The 252-nt window shown below is 49.6% G+C and carries 1 rRNA gene (running past one end of the window); it reads left to right on the top strand.

The window, feature by feature from the left end:
• Nucleotides 1–252: ribosomal RNA gene (locus B2R17_RS05830) — 23S ribosomal RNA — on the top strand; its annotated part reaches 1,246 nt to the left of the window's first position; the annotation flags it as partial.

Raw genomic sequence — 252 nt, forward strand, 5'->3', positions numbered from 1 at the left:
GCCACCATTTAAAAAGTGCGTAACAGCTTACCAGTCGAGCATTTCTGCGCCGATAATGAACGGGAGTAAGTAGTACACCGAAGCAGCGGATTCTAGATTTATCTAGAGTGGTAGGAGAGCGCCGATGATCAGATACGAGCCGTACGGTAACGAGCGGTGTCGGGGTCATCGGGTGATTATGCCGGAATGAGTAACGATAAAACAGGTGAGAATCCTGTTCGCCGAAAGCCTAAGGTTTCCTGGGGAAGGTAA

This window comes from Rhodopirellula sp. UBA1907 (assembly GCF_002337565.1).
GTDB lineage: Bacteria > Planctomycetota > Planctomycetia > Pirellulales > Pirellulaceae > Rhodopirellula > Rhodopirellula europaea.